This is a genomic window from Mycolicibacterium austroafricanum, assembly GCF_000612725.1.
GTDB lineage: Bacteria > Actinomycetota > Actinomycetes > Mycobacteriales > Mycobacteriaceae > Mycobacterium > Mycobacterium austroafricanum.
The window spans coordinates 155,568-170,809 of record NZ_HG964457.1 but is presented as its reverse complement, the minus strand read 5'-3'; the positions used below and the strand labels follow the sequence as shown (position 1 = coordinate 170,809).

The 15,242-nt window shown below is 67.9% G+C and carries 16 protein-coding genes and 1 pseudogene; 4 read left to right on the top strand and 13 right to left on the bottom strand.

All coding sequences use genetic code 11. The annotated features are described in order from the left end of the window. Positions 1-16: 16 nt before the first annotated feature. Positions 17-994, bottom strand: coding sequence for a GlxA family transcriptional regulator (locus BN976_RS25755; protein ID WP_036375271.1), 978 nt, complete (start codon positions 992-994; stop codon positions 17-19). 72 nt (positions 995-1,066) lie between these two features. On the opposite strand from BN976_RS25755, the gene BN976_RS25750 reads away from it, so the two are divergent. Further along, positions 1,067-1,318: a hypothetical protein gene (locus BN976_RS25750; protein ID WP_036375270.1), complete on the top strand. Its 252-nt coding sequence runs from the start codon at positions 1,067-1,069 to the stop codon at positions 1,316-1,318. On the opposite strand, the gene BN976_RS25745 is transcribed toward BN976_RS25750, so the two are convergent. After that, positions 1,292-2,056 (bottom strand): alpha/beta fold hydrolase, encoded by a 765-nt coding sequence (locus BN976_RS25745; RefSeq protein WP_036375268.1) that lies wholly within the window; start codon positions 2,054-2,056, stop codon positions 1,292-1,294. The genes BN976_RS25750 and BN976_RS25745 overlap by 27 nt on opposite strands. A 39-nt stretch (positions 2,057-2,095) precedes the next feature. On the opposite strand from BN976_RS25745, the gene mhuD reads away from it, so the two are divergent. After that, on the top strand, positions 2,096-2,419 hold the full coding sequence (gene mhuD / locus BN976_RS25740; RefSeq protein WP_036375545.1) for a mycobilin-forming heme oxygenase MhuD: 324 nt from the start codon (positions 2,096-2,098) through the stop codon (positions 2,417-2,419). Continuing rightward, entirely contained in the window at positions 2,400-3,764 is a 1,365-nt protein-coding gene (locus tag BN976_RS25735) for a serine hydrolase (protein ID WP_011782493.1), read from the top strand. Before mhuD ends, BN976_RS25735 begins: the two co-directional genes overlap by 20 nt. Here the strand turns inward: BN976_RS25735 and BN976_RS25730 are convergent, their stop codons facing one another. From BN976_RS25730 to lysS, 6 genes are all read right to left on the bottom strand, one after another. Continuing rightward, positions 3,765-4,322 (bottom strand): histidine phosphatase family protein, encoded by a 558-nt coding sequence (locus BN976_RS25730; protein ID WP_011782494.1) that lies wholly within the window; start codon positions 4,320-4,322, stop codon positions 3,765-3,767. 6 nt (positions 4,323-4,328) lie between these two features. Next, a complete protein-coding gene (locus tag BN976_RS25725; protein ID WP_011782495.1) occupies positions 4,329-5,129 on the bottom strand; it encodes a CbtA family protein in 801 nt (266 codons plus the stop codon). A 27-nt stretch (positions 5,130-5,156) separates the two neighbouring features. Beyond that, on the bottom strand, positions 5,157-5,372 hold the full coding sequence (locus BN976_RS25720) for a CbtB domain-containing protein (protein WP_011782496.1): 216 nt from the start codon (positions 5,370-5,372) through the stop codon (positions 5,157-5,159). A 204-nt stretch (positions 5,373-5,576) separates the two neighbouring features. Further along, positions 5,577-8,120 (bottom strand): ATP-dependent protease ATP-binding subunit ClpC, encoded by a 2,544-nt coding sequence (gene clpC1 / locus BN976_RS25715; RefSeq protein ID WP_011782497.1) that lies wholly within the window; start codon positions 8,118-8,120, stop codon positions 5,577-5,579. A gap of 295 nt (positions 8,121-8,415) precedes the next feature. Then, positions 8,416-8,757 (bottom strand): histone-like nucleoid-structuring protein Lsr2, encoded by a 342-nt coding sequence (gene lsr2, locus BN976_RS25710; protein WP_036375266.1) that lies wholly within the window; start codon positions 8,755-8,757, stop codon positions 8,416-8,418. Between the two features lie 107 nt (positions 8,758-8,864). Next, a complete protein-coding gene (gene lysS, locus BN976_RS25705) occupies positions 8,865-10,370 on the bottom strand; it encodes a lysine--tRNA ligase (protein WP_036375264.1) in 1,506 nt (501 codons plus the stop codon). Between the two features lie 23 nt (positions 10,371-10,393). Between lysS and BN976_RS25700 the strand changes: the two genes are divergently transcribed. Next, a complete protein-coding gene (locus BN976_RS25700) occupies positions 10,394-11,671 on the top strand; it encodes an alanine racemase (RefSeq protein ID WP_051558562.1) in 1,278 nt (425 codons plus the stop codon). Here the strand turns inward: BN976_RS25700 and BN976_RS25695 are convergent, their stop codons facing one another. From BN976_RS25695 to BN976_RS25675, 5 genes and pseudogenes are all read right to left on the bottom strand, one after another. After that, positions 11,672-12,487 (bottom strand): type III pantothenate kinase, encoded by an 816-nt coding sequence (locus tag BN976_RS25695; protein ID WP_011782501.1) that lies wholly within the window; start codon positions 12,485-12,487, stop codon positions 11,672-11,674. A gap of 4 nt (positions 12,488-12,491) precedes the next feature. After that, the gene (gene panD / locus BN976_RS25690; RefSeq protein WP_011782502.1) at positions 12,492-12,899 is read right to left on the bottom strand and encodes an aspartate 1-decarboxylase; all 408 of its coding nucleotides are present in this window, start codon (positions 12,897-12,899) and stop codon (positions 12,492-12,494) included. Further along, positions 12,899-13,834, bottom strand: a complete 936-nt coding sequence (gene panC, locus BN976_RS25685) for a pantoate--beta-alanine ligase (RefSeq protein WP_036375261.1) — start codon at positions 13,832-13,834, stop codon at positions 12,899-12,901. Before panC ends, panD begins: the two co-directional genes overlap by 1 nt. Beyond that, a complete protein-coding gene (locus BN976_RS25680; RefSeq protein ID WP_011782504.1) occupies positions 13,831-14,778 on the bottom strand; it encodes a Rossmann-like and DUF2520 domain-containing protein in 948 nt (315 codons plus the stop codon). The genes panC and BN976_RS25680 overlap by 4 nt, the downstream gene beginning before the upstream one ends. A gap of 79 nt (positions 14,779-14,857) precedes the next feature. After that, a pseudogene (locus BN976_RS25675) lies at positions 14,858-15,242 on the bottom strand (DUF6779 domain-containing protein); the annotation flags it as partial.

The window sequence follows — 15,242 nt, the reverse complement described above, 5'->3', positions numbered from 1 at the left end:
CTGCGTCACGCCACCTCTACGCGATGACCGCGACGTCCTCGGACGCCGTGGAGTTGAACCGCCTGCGGTAGTCCGACGGGGTGACGCCGATGATGCGGCGGAAATGATGCCGCAGCAGCGTCGCGGTGCCGAAGCCGGACTGCTCGGCGATGCGGTCGATGTCCAGGTTCGTCTCTTCGAGCATCCGGCGCGCGAACAGCACCCGCTGGTCGGTGACCCACTGCATCGGCGTGCGACCGGTCTCCTCGACGAAGCGGCGGGCGAAGGTGCGGCCGGACATGTGCGCGCGGCGCGCCAGCGTCGTGACGGTGTGCGGTTTGTCCAGGTTGGCCAGGATCCAGTCCAGGTGCGGCGCGAACCGCTCCGAACACTTCACCGGGATCGGCTGGTCGATGTACTGCCGCTGGCCGCCGTCGCGCTGCGGCGGCACCACCATCCGCCTGGCGATCTTGTTGGTCACCTCGCTACCGAGCTCACGGCGCACCAGGTGCAGGCAGGCGTCGATGCCCGCCGCGGTGCCCGCGCTGGTGATCAGGTTGCCGTCGTCGACGAACAGCACGTTGCGGTCGACCTTCGCGGTCGGATACATACGGGCCAGCTCGTCGGCATGCATCCAGTGCGTGGTGCACGGTCGCCCGTCGAGCAACCCGGCAGCGCCTGCGACGAACGCCCCCGAGCACACGGTCAGGATGATCGAGCCGGATTCGGCTGCGCGGCGGACGGCGTCGAGCGCCTCGGGCAGATAGTCGGAGCCGCCGATCGCCGGGATGGCCACCAGATCCGCTCCGACCAGGTGGTCCAACCCGTGGTCGGGGATGATCGTCGCCCCCACGGACGTCCGTAGCGGGCTGCCGGCTTCGGGCCCGCACACCTTGAAGTCGAAGTTGGGCACGCCGTCGGCCGAGCGGTCGATGCCGAACACCTCGCAGATGACCCCGAACTCGAACATCGCGAGGTTGTCGAGCACCAGCGCCGACACGCTTCTTATCGCCATGGCAGTATCTTATCGACAGATGTCGCTCCTGCCACTGTTGGCGGGATATTGCCTGAACGCACTATTGCTGCCATGAGCACTGCATTGGCCTTCCTCATCCTTCTCGCCCCGTTCGCCCTGGCCGGGCTGCTGTGCTGGGCCGCCAACCGCGCCGGCGCGCTGCGCGTCCATCTCGACCAATTCCGGTGGGCGGCCCCGCTGACCGGCCGGTTGTCCGACGACCGCGACTGGTCTCGCATGCAGCACGACACCGACGCCATCCGCACCCGGTTTGAACAGCAGCCGAGCTGGCCCGCCTCAGGCGTCTCGGGTGAACGACGTTAGAAACGCCTCCACGGCATCCCGGTATTTCCCGGGAGCGTCGTCATGGATGAGATGGCCAGCGCCGGGCACGTGCAGATACGTCGCCCGGTGGGCCATCTCGGCCATGGCACGCATCTGACCCGGCGGAGTGACCGAGGCGCCGGCCTCCAGCAGAAGCGTCGGCACCGACACCGCCCGCCACTGCTCCCAGTAGTCCCGCGTCCCCCACTCCGCGGCGATCTCGATCCACTTCTCGGGCAGGCCGTGCAGGCGCCAGCCCGTCTCCGTGCGATCGAAAGCCTCGAGAAAGTACTGACCGGCCACCGGCCCGAATTCGGCATACACCTCATCCGCGGTGGCGAACTCGAAGGGCAGCGCGTGCACCCACGGCTCCCACGGACCCGTGGTCCGGCCCCGGAAGTCCGGCGCCATGTCCTCGACGACCACCCCGGCCACCAGTTCCGGGCGCGCCGCCGCCAGGCACCACGAATGCAGCGCGCCCATCGAATGGCCCACCATCAACGCCGGCTCCCCGAGCTGCTGCACGGCGTCGCCGAGATCGGCGACGAAGCGCTCGGTGCCGATCGGGTGCGCGTCGGCGACGTCGCGGCCGCGGTGCCACGGCGCGTCGTAGGTGAAGACCCGTCCCAGCCGCGTCAGCCACGGCAGCTGCCGCGGCCAGGTGGTCCCCCTGCCCATCAAGCCGTGCACGAGAACCAGCGGCCGACCCTCGCCACCGCGGAACGTCAGCAGATCCATCAGGTCATCATGCCGATCGGGCGCGGTAGCCTGATGATCATGTCCACCAAGACGCCTGTGGTGAAGATCAACGCAATCGAGGTTCCGCCGGACGCCGGTCCGGAGCTGGAGAAGCGGTTCGCCCACCGCGCGCACGCCGTCGACAACCAGCCGGGCTTCCTCGGCTTCCAGCTGCTGCGTCCGGTGAAGGGCGACAACCGCTACTTCGTCGTGACGCAGTGGGATTCCGAAGAGGCCTTCCAAGCCTGGGCGACCGGTCCGGCCGTCGAGGCACACGCAGGCGAGCGCGCCAACCCGGTGGCCACAGGTGCGTCGCTTCTCGAGTTCGAGGTTGTACTCGACGTTGCGGGGACTGACACCTAGGCGTTACGCAGGCCGGGCCCGGCGCAGAGCGACCACCGCTGCGGTCGCACTCGTCTGCGTCGCGTCCCTGGCCTGCGGGTGCGCCGCCACGCGTCCGGCGCCGGCGGACGCCGCGTACGGCGCACCCATCCAGATCAACACGCCGCAGGGTCTGCGCGCCAAGCAGACCATGGACATGCTCAACAGCGACTGGCCCATCGGCGAGGTCGGCGTGCGCACACTCGCGGCGCCCGAGGCCGTCGAGCACGTCGGCGTCACGCTCGACAGAATCTGGTGGGACAGGCCGTTCACCGTCACCAACGTCGACGTCGGCGCCGGGCACGCGAAGCTCGACGTCCTGACCTCCTACGGGGTCGCGCAGACGATCGAGCTGCGTACCGACGAGGCGGGCATGGTCGACCGGTTCCAGGTGCAGCTGGTCCCCCCGAAGATCGCCACGTGGTCCGACATCGACGAGCAGCTGACCAAGTCCGGGGCGCGCTACTCCTACCAGGTGGCCAAGGTGACCGACGGGCAGTGCGTGAAGGTGGCAGGCACCAACACCGACACGTCGTTGCCGTTGGCGTCCATCTTCAAGCTCTACGTGCTGTTCGCCGTCGCCGAAGCGGTCAAGGCCGACACGCTCGAGTGGACCGATGCGCTGACGATCACCGAAGGGGCCAAGGCGGTCGGCTCCTCGGCGTTCGACGAGCTCGAGCCCGGCGCCACGGTGTCCGTGCGCGAGGCCGCCCAGCAGATGATCTCGGCGAGCGACAACATGGCCACCGATCTGCTTATCGAACGGCTGGGGCCCGGCGCCATCGAACGGGCTCTGGTCGCCGCCGGACATCACGACCCCGCGAGCATGACGCCGTTCCCCACGATGCACGAGTTGTTCTCGGTCGGCTGGGGCACACCCGACCTCCGTGAGCAGTGGAAGCGGGCCACCCGGGAGGGACGCGCCCAGCTACTTCAGCAGACGAATTCGCGTCCCTATGAACCGGATCCGAAGCGCACCCACCTGCCGGCGTCCGACATCGGTGCGGAGTGGTACGGCAGCGCCGCCGACATCTGTCGGCTGCACGCCGCGCTGCAGAAGGGCGCGGTGGGCGAGGCCGCACCGGTCAGGGACATCCTGTCCGCGGTTCCCGGGATCGACCTCGACCGCGACGAGTGGCCCTACATCGGCGCCAAGGCGGGCAACCTGCCCGGCGACCTGACGTTCAGCTGGTACGCCGTCGACGCGTCCGGGCAGCCCTGGGTGGTGAGCCTGCAGTCGAACTGGCCGGAGTTCCGCAGTCAGACCGCCGCGGCATGGCTGATGTCGATCGCCCGGCAGACCTTCGACCTCGTTCCCAATGGCTGACTAAGGCGCCGAGCGCAGGGTCCACGCATGGCCGCGGAAGTGCATCACCGTGCGGCTGACAGGCGCAATATCGATGCGCCAGAACGACTTCGGCGGCGCATCGAGCGCCACCAGGATCGCCGCCCGGATCACCGCGGGGTGGGTGACGGCGACCACGCGGGTGCGCTCAGTGCGTCCAGTGGTCAGCGAATCCATCCACCGGCCCACCCGGGCGATCAGCTCGACCACCGATTCGCCGCCGTGCGGCGCGCGGGTGGGATCGGTGAGCCAGATGGTCATCTCGTCGGGCGGGACCCTTCCGAGAACGTCACCGCGCCAGCGCCCAAAGTCCAGATCGGCAAGCCCGGATTCGACCGTCGCCCGCAGACCGAGCAGCGCCGCCGTCTGCTGGGTGCGCGCCTCGGGCCCGCAGAAGGCCGGCCCGGCGGGCCCCAGATCCACCCGGTGGATCTGGTCGCGCCCGAGCTGATTCACCGATTCGTCGGTGGGAAATCGTCCGGCTGCCATCGCATCGGTCATGGCATGTGACACGAGGGTCAGCCGGACGACCTCACTCACCGGGACTCACGGTGCTACGGACTGCTTCCGGTCGCCGACCAACCGAGACACCAGCGCCGCGAACACCAGACCGATCGTCGTGTAGATGACGACCTGGGTGCCCAGGGAGTACAGCCGGAACTCGTAGAGCACGTCGGCCGGGAACCCTTCGTAGACGATGGTGCCCGCGTCGTCGACCAGCGGACCCGGCGTCTCCCTGATCGACGGCAGGATCAGCATCACGACGGCGATCGCGACCACGTAGCCGGCACCGGCCGCCACGGCGGCGTTCCACGCCCCGAGCTTCGACGCCCACCGCCTCCCGAGGTAGACCGCGCCGATCAGCAGCGCCGCCGACAACACGACGATCGCGAGGTAGAGCAGCGTGCGCTGACGGATCGTCTCGTCCAGGCTCAGCGCCGGCGGGCTGGCCGGATACTTCAGGGTGGGCACGACGTAGAGGCTCAACAGCATGCCGCCGGCCACGTACAGCGACAGCAGCCGCGCCGACACATTTCCGACCCGGCCGTACGCGACGGCGAACACGACGGCGAACAACGCACCGACGGCCAGGCTGAACAGCAGCACGCCCAAGCCCATACCGATGTTCATCTGCACACCGCGGGTGAACCCGCCGCCGTCACCGTGGCTGTGTGAATGGCCCGTGTGCGCTGCGGCTTCGAGGGCCTCATGTGCGGCGCCGACGCCCTCTTCGTAGCCGATGGCCAGCTGGATCTGGGGCTCGACGAAGATCCGGGCGAACAGGAAAGCGAGCACGCCTGCGACGGCGCCGGCCAGCAGGCCTCGCCCGATGATCTGTTTCTCCATTTTCGGTTATCCCTTCTGCCGCTGAGATCAGTGGCAGGGGAAACCGAGCAGATGACGTGCGTCGTGCACGAATTCGTGGATGTAGGTGTTGCTGCCGAACACCGAGGTCGCACCCTGGTCCATGCCGATGAAGTAGAGAACCACAAGCGCCAGGAAGGCTGTGATCGAGAGCCAGAGCGCCGCCTTGGTCCCCGAAAAGTCGATGGCCCTCGCGGATGTCTTGCTCAGGTCAGGTGAGGTCATTGTGGTTCCTTTCCGGGATTTCGCGTCCCAACCAGTTGCGCGACGGATCCGGGTCTGACTCTGACAGTGGCGCGACCGTTCTGGACTCTCACCAGATTCCGATATCCGTCGATTACTCGAGCATCGTAAAGCAAGCGGGGCGGTCACCCTCCCCCTCGGGTTGAAAAAGGGAAGGTGACCGCCCGCTTGTGCGTGTCGCTGGTGTTACTCGGCCGCGCTGGGCCCGCCTGCCGCGCCGGCCTGCGCAAGATCCGGCTCCTCGATCTTCACCGGCTTCTTGGTGCCGATGAACGTGAACTTCGCATCCTCGCCCGCGCCCTCGCCGTCCCAGCCCTCGACGTCGACGGTGACGAGCTGGCCGGGGCCGACCTCTTCGAAGAGGATCTTCTCCGACAGCTGGTCCTCGATCTCGCGCTGGATGGTCCGGCGCAGCGGCCGGGCGCCCAGCACCGGATCGAAGCCGCGCTTGGCCAGCAGGGACTTGGCCTTGTCGGTCAGCTCCATCGTCATGTCCTTGGCCGCCAACTGCTTGGAAACCCGGCCGATCATCAGGTCGACCATCTTGATGATCTCGTCCTGAGTCAGCTGGTGGAACACGATGATGTCGTCGATGCGGTTGAGGAACTCCGGACGGAAGTGCTTCTTGAGTTCGTCGTGAACCTTCTGCTTCATCCGCTCGTAGTTGTTCTCGCCGCCGCCCTGGGTGAAGCCGAGCCCGACCGCCTTGCTGATGTCGCTCGTACCGAGGTTCGAGGTGAAGATCAGCACGGTGTTCTTGAAGTCGACCGTGCGGCCCTGACCGTCGGTCAGGCGGCCGTCTTCGAGCACCTGCAGGAGGCTGTTGTAGATCTCCTGGTGGGCCTTCTCGATCTCGTCGAACAGCACCACGGAGAACGGCTTGCGGCGCACCTTCTCGGTGAGCTGGCCGCCCTCTTCGTAGCCGACGTACCCGGGAGGGGCGCCGAACAGCCGCGATGCGGTGAAGCGGTCGTGGAACTCGCCCATGTCGATCTGGATGAGCGCGTCGTCGTCGCCGAACAGGAAGTTGGCCAGCGCCTTGGACAGCTCGGTCTTACCGACACCGGACGGGCCGGCGAAGATGAACGAGCCCGACGGGCGCTTGGGGTCCTTCAACCCGGCGCGGGTGCGGCGGATCGCCTTGGAGACGGCCTTGACGGCATCCTCCTGGCCGATGATCCGCTTGTGCAGCTCGTCCTCCATGCGGAGCAGACGCGTGGTCTCCTCCTCGGTCAGCTTGAACACCGGGATACCGGTCCAGTTGCCGAGAACCTCGGCGATCTGCTCGTCGTCGACCTCGGCGACCACATCGAGATCGCCTGAGCGCCACTGCTTCTCACGCTCGGCGCGCTGCGCGACCAGCTGCTTCTCCTTGTCGCGCAGGCTCGCGGCCTTCTCGAAGTCCTGCGCGTCGATCGCGGATTCCTTCTCCCGGCGCGCGTCGGCGATCTTCTCGTCGAACTCGCGCAGGTCCGGCGGCGCGGTCATCCGGCGGATCCGCATGCGGGCACCGGCCTCGTCGATCAGGTCGATCGCCTTGTCCGGCAGGAACCGGTCGTTGATGTAGCGGTCGGCCAGGGTGGCCGCCGCGACCAGCGCCGAGTCGGTGATCGAGACGCGGTGGTGCGCCTCGTAGCGGTCCCGCAGACCCTTGAGGATCTCGATGGTGTGCTCCACCGTCGGCTCGCCCACCTGCACCGGCTGGAACCGGCGCTCCAGGGCGGCGTCCTTCTCGATGTACTTGCGGTACTCGTCGAGGGTGGTGGCGCCGATGGTCTGCAGCTCGCCGCGGGCCAGCTTCGGCTTGAGGATGCTGGCGGCGTCGATCGCCCCCTCGGCGGCACCCGCGCCGACGAGCGTGTGCAGCTCGTCGATGAACAGGATGATGTCACCGCGGGTGTTGATCTCCTTGAGCACCTTCTTCAGGCGCTCCTCGAAGTCACCGCGGTAGCGGCTGCCCGCGACCAGCGAGCCCAGATCCAGCGTGTAGAGCTGCTTGTCCTTCAGCGTCTCCGGGACCTCGCCGTGCACGATCGCCTGCGCCAGCCCCTCGACGACGGCGGTCTTGCCGACGCCGGGCTCACCGATCAGCACCGGGTTGTTCTTGGTGCGGCGGCTCAGCACCTGCATGACCCGCTCGATTTCCTTCTCGCGACCGATGACGGGGTCGAGCTTGCCCTCCATCGCGGCGGCGGTCAGGTTGCGGCCGAACTGGTCGAGAACCAGCGACGTGGACGGATTGCCCGCCTCGCCGCCGCGGCCTCCGGTACCGGCCTCGGCGGTCTCCTTGCCCTGGTAGCCGCTCAGCAGCTGGATCACCTGCTGGCGCACCCGGGTGAGTTCCGCACCCAGCTTGACGAGCACCTGGGCGGCCACCCCCTCGCCCTCACGGATGAGGCCGAGCAGAATGTGCTCGGTGCCGATGTAGTTGTGGCCGAGCTGCAGCGCCTCGCGCAGGCTCAGCTCGAGCACCTTCTTGGCCCGCGGGGTGAAGGGGATGTGCCCGGACGGCGCCTGCTGTCCCTGGCCGATAATCTCCTCGACCTGGCTGCGCACACCCTCCAGGGAGATGCCCAGCGATTCGAGTGACTTGGCGGCAACGCCCTCACCCTCGTGAATAAGTCCCAGCAGGATGTGCTCGGTGCCGATGTAGTTGTGGTTGAGCATCCGGGCCTCTTCTTGAGCCAGGACGACAACCCGACGCGCACGGTCGGTGAATCTTTCGAACATCCGTGGTTACCTGCTCTCCATCGCATATATGGAGGTGCTCGCACTGCGGCGCCATGCTGATGCTGGCGGTGGTTATCGAGTGCTCTGCACCTACGCCGTCCACTGTAATGGTCGGCGACGTCGCGTGCCCCGCCTGTCGGCCCCTGGCGAAAATGACCATGAACACGACAGAAGTGCGGCTCCGACGCTGCTACTAGCAACGCGACGGTGCCGGAAATCGTTTCCGGACGCCCGCAGGCGATGGTTCGCCGCTAGCGAACGGAAAAGCTACCCGACGCGAGCCGGCAATGAACCGTTACGTTGCTGCGTGGAACGCGTCGATCACGTCGGCCGGAATTCGGCCCCGGGTCGAGACATTGTGGCCGTTGCGACGGGCCCAATCGCGGATTGCCGCGCTCTGCTCGCGATCGATCGCCGCGCGGCCCCGGCCGTTCCCGACGGCGCGGCCGCGCCGCCGGCCGCCGACACGCCGACCCGCTTCGACCCATTGCTTCAAATCCGTGCGGAGTTTTGCGGCGTTCTTGGCGGAGAGGTCGATCTCATAGCTGACGCCATCGAGACCGAATTCAACCGTCTCATCGGCGGCGCCTTCGCCGTCGAAATCGTCGACCAACGTGACGGTTACCTTCTTCGCCATTAGCCTGCTGCCTTTCGTGCGTCTCAGATGGACGCATACGCCCCATCTAGAGCACCAATGTGCCATAAAAGAGCGGGCTGTTTCAACAAACCCCGATTCGCGGCGGTTCAGTTGCCGTGTCGGCGAACAATCGGGAACAAAACCGTCTCCCTAATCGACAGTCCTGTCAACGCCATCAACAGGCGATCGATGCCCATTCCGGTTCCTGTGGTGGGCGGCATCCCGTACTCCAGGGCCGCCAGGAAATCCTCGTCGAGCGCCATTGCCTCGTCGTCGCCCGCCGCGGCCGCACGGGCCTGCTCCTCGAAGCGTTCCCGCTGAATGATCGGATCGACCAACTCGGAGTATCCGGTCGCCAGCTCGAAGTTACGGATGTAGAGGTCCCATTTCTCCGTCACTCCCTCGATACTGCGGTGCGGTCGGGTAAGCGGTGTGGTCTCGACCGGGAAGTCACGCACGAAGGTGGGCGCCCACAACTTGTCGCCGACCGTGAATTCCCACAGTTCCTCGACCAATTTCCCGTGCCCATATCCGCGGTCGCGGGGAATCTCGACGCCCAAACCGTCGGCGATCCGCCAAAGACGCGGTACAGCGGTCTGCGGGGTGATCTCTTCGCCGAGTGCTTCAGACAATGAGGGATACATTTGAATGTCGTCCCATTCGCCGTCGAGGTCGTAGACAGAGCCATCGGCCAATGGCACTTGGCGGGTCCCGATGGCTTCGTCGGCGACCTCCTGAATTAGTTGACGTGTCACCAGCGCGGAATCGTCGTAGGTTCCGTAGGCCTGATAAGTCTCGAGCATCGCGAATTCCGGTGAATGCGTGGAATCCGCGCCCTCGTTTCTGAAGTTCCGATTCAACTCGAAGACCCGGTCGAATCCGCCCACCACACAGCGCTTCAGAAACAGTTCCGGAGCGATGCGCAGGTAAAGGTCGGCGTCGAGCGCGTTGGAGTGCGTCACAAAAGGCCGCGCCGCGGCCCCGCCCGCAAGGGTCTGCAGCATCGGGGTCTCGACTTCGAGGAATCCGCGACGCTCCAGCGCGTTCCGGACCGCGCGCACCACCGCCACCCTTTGGCGGGCGATCGCACGGGCCTCCGGACGCACGATCAGGTCGACGTAGCGCTGGCGGACGCGGGACTCCTCACTCATCTCCTTGTGCGCGACCGGCAACGGCCGCAGCGCCTTGGATGCGATTTGCCAGGAGTCAGCCAGCACAGAGAGTTCGCCGCGCCGGGAACTGATCACCTCACCGTGCACGAACACGATGTCGCCCAGGTCGACGTCGGCTTTCCACGCGTCGAGCGAGTCCTGACCCACCTGGTCGAGGCTGATCATCGCCTGCAGGTGAGTCCCGTCCCCCTCCTGCAGCGTGGCGAAGCACAGCTTGCCGGAGTTGCGGGCGAAGATCACGCGCCCCGCCACCCCGACCTTCTGACCGGTCTTGGTGTCGGCGGGCAGGTCCGGATACGCGGCACGCAACTCCGCGAGGGTGTGGGTGCGGTCGACCTTGACGGGATACGGGTCACGCCCTTCGGCCAACAACCGGTCACGCTTGCCCTGACGGATGCGGAACTGCTCGGGGATGTCGTCAGGAGAATCGGGGGACGTCACGACGTGCCAGCTTAAATGAACCAATGACCGTCCCCGTCAACGCGCCGATCGACATGGCCGTATACCGCACCGGGGTGCGCGCCCTGTCCGATCAGCCGCTGGACTGGAGCTTCAAGGGAATCCCGGCGCAGTGGTGGGGCCGCACCCCGGCCCAGATCGTCGCGCAGCGCCCGGAGCTGTTCGGCGCGGGCGCCATCGGCCCGGTGTGCGTTTTGCGCGACGAGGCGTTGACCCACAACTTGCAGACGATGGCCGGTTGGTGCCGGGACCGGGGTGTCGAGCTGGCACCGCACGGCAAGACGCACATGTCCCCGCAGCTGGCCGCGCGCCAGCTCGCCGCGGGCGCCTGCGCCGTCACCGTCGCCACCATCGGCCAGGCCGCGGTGTACCGCGCGTTCGGCGTGCGCAGCCTGGTGCTGGCCAACGAACTCGTCGACGGGGCCGGGCTGCGCTGGCTGGCCGCCGAGCTGGACCGCGATCCCGGCCTGCGATTCGTGTGCTGGGTGGATTCGGTCCGCGGTGTCGAGCTGATGTCCGACGCGCTGCCCGGCGCCCGGCGCCGGGTCGATGTTTGCGTCGAGGTGGGCATGCCGCACGGACGGACCGGGTGCCGCTCGGAGGCCGACACCGACGAGGTGGCCCGCGCCGTGGTCAATTCCCCGCGACTTCGGTTGGTCGGGGTGGCCGGGTACGAGGCCGCACTGTCGCAGACCCTCACCGCAGAGGCGGTCGCCGCGGTGACCGCGCACCTGGCGCAGCTGCGCGCGACGGTGATCCGGCTGTCGGCGTTGTTCGAGACCGACGACGTCCTCGTCACCGCGGGCGGCAGCACGTATTTCGACGACGTCGCGGAAGCGCTGACCGGCTGGCCGTCGGGCCTGTCGGGCCTGTCGGTGCGCACCGTGCTGCGCAGCGGCTGCTATCTGACGCACGACCACGGCCTGTACGCGAACACGTCCCCGCTGACGCGCGGGGGCCGCACCGGCCTGCGTCCGGCGCTCGAGGTGCACGCACAGGTCGTCTCGCGGCCGGAACCCGATCTGGCGATCCTGACGATGGGCCGCCGCGACGTGCCGTTCGACCAGGGGCTGCCGGTTGCGCTGGCGCCGGCGGTAGGCACCGTCACCAAGCTCAACGACCAGCATGCCTACCTGGAACTCGGGCCCGGCGGTGCCGCCGGGGTGGGTCAGTGGCTGCGGTTCGGGATCTCGCACCCCTGCACGCTTTTCGACAAGTGGCGGCTGCTTCCCGTGCTGGACGCCGACGACCGGGTCGTGGACCTGATCCGCACGTTCTTCTGACTAGCGGGCCTGCTTCAGCTTGCCCCGCTGGCTGTCGCGGTTGCGTTCGAACACCAGCCGCAGACCGTCGAGGGTCAGGTGCCGGTCGTAGTGCTCGACGGTGCGCAGATCGGCGAGCACCAGCGGGGCCCCGTGCCCGGTGGCGACCACGTTGACGTCGCCGCCGCCGAAACCGTCGACGTCGTCCCGTACCCGGCTCACCAGGCCGTCCACCAGACCGGCGAATCCGAAGACCGCACCTGCCTGCATGCACTCGACAGTGTTCTTGCCGACCACGGAGCGGGGCCGGGTCAGCTCGACGCGCCGCAACGCCGCCGAGCGCTCGGCGGCCGCGTCGGAGGAGACCTGCACACCAGGGGCGATCGCACCGCCGAGGAACTCACCCTTCGCCGAAACCACGTCGACGCAGATGGACGACCCGAAGTCGACCACGATCGATGCGGTACCGAATTTGTGGTATGCGGCAAGGCAATTCACGATGCGGTCGGCACCGACTTCCTTCGGGTTGTCCACCAGCAGCGGGATGCCGGTACGTACCCCCGGTTCGATCAGCACATGCGGCACCGACGGCCAGTACTGGTCGAGCATCACCCGCACCTCGTGCAGCACCGAGGGCACGGTGGACAGTCCCGCGGCGCCGGTGAGGCGTTCGGCGTCGTCACCGATCAGGCCGTCGATGGTGAGCGCCAGTTCGTCGGCCGTCACCTCCGGTTCGGTGCGGATGCGCCAGTGCTGCTCGACCTTCGCGTGGTCACCGGATCCTGAGATCAACCCGACGACGGTGTGGGTGTTGCGGACATCGATGGCTAGTAGCACGACATCACCTCGGCGACAACAGTTCGCCGGCGTCCGGCGGCACGTACGCCGGGTCGACACCCAGGTCGATCGGACGGTTGTCGGCGTCGACGAACACCACCCTGGGCCGGTAGGCCCTGGCCTCGGCGTCCTCCATGGTGCCGTAGGCGATCAGGATCACCAGATCGCCCGGATGCACCAGATGAGCAGCCGCGCCGTTGATTCCGATCACGCCGCTGCCGCGCTCACCGGTGATCACGTAGGTGACCAGTCGCGCACCGTTCTCGATGTCGACGATCGTGACCTGCTCACCTTCGATGAGATCCGCGGCGTCCATCAGGTCGGCGTCGACCGTCACCGATCCGACGTAGTGCAGATCAGCCTGCGTCACGGTGGCGCGGTGGATCTTGGACTTCAGCATAGTCCGGAACATCAGTTCCTCCAGGGTAATTCGTGTTCATCGAACTCGGCCTGCCGCCCCGGGCCCGACGGCACCCCGATGTCGATGGCGATGTTGTCCAGAAGTCTGGTCGCGCCCAGTCGGCCGGCGACCAGCATCCTGCCCATCCCCACCTCCGGCGCCGGTCCCAGCATCGCGTCACGCACCTCCAGGTAGTCGACCTCGATCGCGGGCACCTCGTCGAGGACCGCGCGCGCGGCGTCCACCGCCGCCGCGGTTCCCTCCCCTGCCGCGTACATCCCGGCCAGCAGCGCCGCCGACAACGCGCCCGCCTGCTCACGCTGCACCGCGTCGAGGTAGCGGTTGCGTGACGACATCGCCAGGCCGTCGGGCTCCCGCACGATCGGCACGCCCTGGATCTCGACCTCGAGGTCGAGGTCGAGGACCATCTGCCGGATCAGCGCGAGCTGCTGGAAATCCTTCTCGCCGAAGTAGGCCCGGTCCGGGCGCACGGTATTGAACAACTTCAACACGACGGTCAGGACTCCGGCGAAATGTGTTGGGCGCAAGGCACCTTCGAGCTCGGCGCCGAGCGGGCCCGGATGCACGGTGGTCCGCATTCCGTTCGGGTACATGTCGTCGGCGGTCGGGGTGAACGCGATGTCCACGCCTTCGGCCCGCAGCGCGTCGAGATCCGCGTCCAGCGTGCGCGGATAGGCGCCGAGGTCTTCGTTCGCGGCGAACTGCAGCGGATTGACGAAGATCGACACCACGACCACCGCGCCCGTCACCCGCTTGGCGGCGCGGATCAGCGTCAGGTGGCCCTCGTGCAGCGCACCCATCGTCGGCACCAGCACGATCCGCCTGCCGGTGGCGCGCAACGCACGCGTCACAGCTGCGACGTCGCCGGGTCGCGTGTACACATTCAATTGCCCCGCAGTGAATTTCGGGGTATCGCGCCTGGTCATGATTGTCCTGCTTCCGACAACACCTCGAGTACTTCCTGCGGGGCGTGCGCACGCTGGGCCGTGCGCCACGAATTCGTCCGATACGCCTGCGCCAGATCGGGATTGACCTCACGGAGGGCCTGCAGATGGCCGGCCACCGCGGCCGCGTCGCCACGCGCGACCGGACCGGTCAGGGCTGCCTGACCGCGCCGGAGGGCGTTGTCCAGCGCTGCCCGCGCCAGTGGGCCGATGATCCGCTCCGGAAGACCGCCCGGGACGTCCCCGACCAGCTCCTGCCCCAGTAGTTCCTGCCCCCACAGGGCCGCGCGCAGCGCGTCGACCGCGTCGAGGACCACCGTCACCACGTGGTTGCTGGAGTGCGCCAGCGCCGCGTGATACAGCGTCCTTGCGTCCTCGCGGACACGGAAGGGTTCACCGCCGATCTCCAGCACCAGCGAGGCCGCGATGGCGTATCCGATGTCGTCACCGGCGGTCACCCCGAAACAGGTGCCACGCAATCGGTCGACGTCCTCGTCGGTGCCGACGAACGTCATCGCCGGATGGATCGCCAGCGTGATGCAGCCCCGGTCGGCAAGCGGCGCAAGAACTCCGATGCCGTTGGCCCCGGACGTGTGGACCACGATCGTGTTGGGGCGCACCGCGCCGGTGGCGGCCAGCCCGCTCACCAGCGCGGACAGTTCCGCGTCCGGTACGGCCAGCAACAGCAGCTCCGCCCGCCGCGCAACCTCGTCGACGGGCAGGATCGGGGTGTCGGGCAGCCACCGTCGAGCGCGGTCCCGGGACGCCGCAGACACCGCGCTGCAGCCGACCACGACGTGTTCGGCGCGTTCGAGTGCGACGCCCATGGCGGTGCCGACGCGACCGGCGGAGATGACACCGATCGTGAGCCGGGCCGGGCGGAATCCGTCGTGCGGAACATCACCGCCCGCGGGAGGCTGCACCATCGCAGTCGACCTCGCTGATCCTCATGGCTTCGTTCCGGTCCCGCGGCGCGGGTACCGGACGGTCGGGTACGAGCCTAGCTCAGTCCTCGCGGCGCCTACGCCTGCCACCGCCCGACGGGGCCGCCTGCAGCCGAGCCAGCAGCTCGGCCACCGACTGGCCACCGGTGTGCGCGCCGCCGTCGGCGTCGGGCTCGGCCGGCGCCTCCGGTGCAGCAGGTGCCTCCGTCGGCTCCTCACCCGCCGCGGAATGCTTGCCGCGGGGTGGCTCGGGCTCGACCTGGTCCGGCGCCCGGCGGCGGCCCACATACTCGCCCTGGTCGCCGTTGGCGTGCGCGGCGGCCCAGTGGCTGCCGGGCTCTCCCGCCGGAATCCACTGCCCCTCAGCGGGCACCGGCTTCCACCCGGAAGCAGTGGGTGCCGGTTCGGGGGTGCGGGGTTGCGGGCGTGGCGGCGGAGCGGGCGGC